The sequence below is a fragment of the Gammaproteobacteria bacterium genome (assembly GCA_003696665.1).
Classification (GTDB): Bacteria; Pseudomonadota; Gammaproteobacteria; order Enterobacterales.
In genome coordinates, this window is the sequence record RFGJ01000528.1 from 1 (window position 1) to 1,210 (window position 1,210).

Genomic DNA, 1,210 nt, shown 5'->3' on the forward strand with positions numbered 1-1,210 from the left:
CGCCGCGCGCGAATCGGGGCGCGAATTGCAAAGTCTGGTTTGGGTTGGCGGTGGTGGTTTTGCAGTCACCGCCGCTGCCGCTAACGCTCACGTTGGGCGGGTTGGGAGTTAATTGGAGCACTAGTGAACATGATAGCGCGTAGTCTCCGTAGAGTTCTCAAGAGCAATTTTAAGGGAGTAATGCTGTTTATCAGTGGTGTGGTTGTCTCTGCGATTGCTTCAAATCTTCTGGAAAAGGTTATCACTTGGTCAGAAGGTATATTAGCCTTTTCAAGTGTGGTTCTCGTTATTTCTGCAATTTACTTTTTCTCTACCGTTAGTGAGCACATGCAGACGTTGTCTAACAAGATGGCGACGACAGTGTCTTACAAAGAAGAACTTTTTAGGGAGCACGAAGGTGTTGCATTCAGAGGTGTGGTCTTTAGAGAGTTGGCAAAGTTGGTGAGCGAAGCGGAGAGCGAAATACTGGCACTAGCAGCTACGGTAGAAAGTGTGACAGAATTAGCCCAACCCACGTTGTTCAAAACAACGGAGCACCCTTCACGCGCTGAGTATCTTCGCGCTTTGGAAGACACTATTGTTCGGCATAGAGAGATTGGCTTCAAATATGTGCGCATTAACCAAGTGCCTCTCGATGGCATAGATAAACCTCTCTCAAAATATCTTGGCAACACGTCATCGGCACATTGCCGGCGAATTCTCGAACTCGAACGGCAATCAGATAACGCGAAATTGACACTCGCGATAATGAAATTACCTCAACGAAGGCTTGGTAGTTTTATGATTGTTGACAGACGTTATCTTGTGCTCGAAGTAGATGGAATTGATTCTGAAGGTAATCCATATGCAGCGGGCATGTTTTTCCTGGAAGACAGGGAAGGAAGAATCATTGAGAGATTCTTGTGGTATTTTGATAACTTGGAGCGATTGGCTCAACCTGTCACTTTGGAAGAACTGTAAGTTTTCCCGCCCAACAATGCGTGCAGCGGACAGCGGCTACGCCGCGCGCGAATCGGGGCGTGAATTGCAAATCAGGTCACAGGTGGGCGGTGGTGGTTGTGCAGACGACGCCGCTGCCGCTAACGCTCACGTTAGCCCGCTTATCTACCCTTACGGTCGCTCAGTGAGCCGAGCAAACGGTAAGAGACTTTTGATTCCAGATCTATGAGTCCCTCACAGAGTTACGATCCTGACTGCTTCATTTGCCGCA

Annotated in this window: 1 protein-coding gene; it reads left to right on the forward strand. The window is 48.6% G+C overall.

The window, feature by feature from the left end; all coding sequences use genetic code 11:
• Positions 1-180: 180 nt before the first annotated feature.
• Positions 181-960 carry a hypothetical protein gene (locus D6694_13050; protein ID RMH37872.1) on the forward strand — a complete coding sequence of 260 codons (780 nt, stop codon included), beginning with the start codon at positions 181-183 and terminating at the stop codon, positions 958-960.
• Positions 961-1,210 lie beyond the last annotated feature (250 nt).

Coding starts and splice junctions, on each gene's coding strand:
- D6694_13050 (RMH37872.1), top strand. CDS start 181: ATGCTGTTTATCAGTGGTGTGGTTGTCTCTGCGATTGCTTCAAATCTT.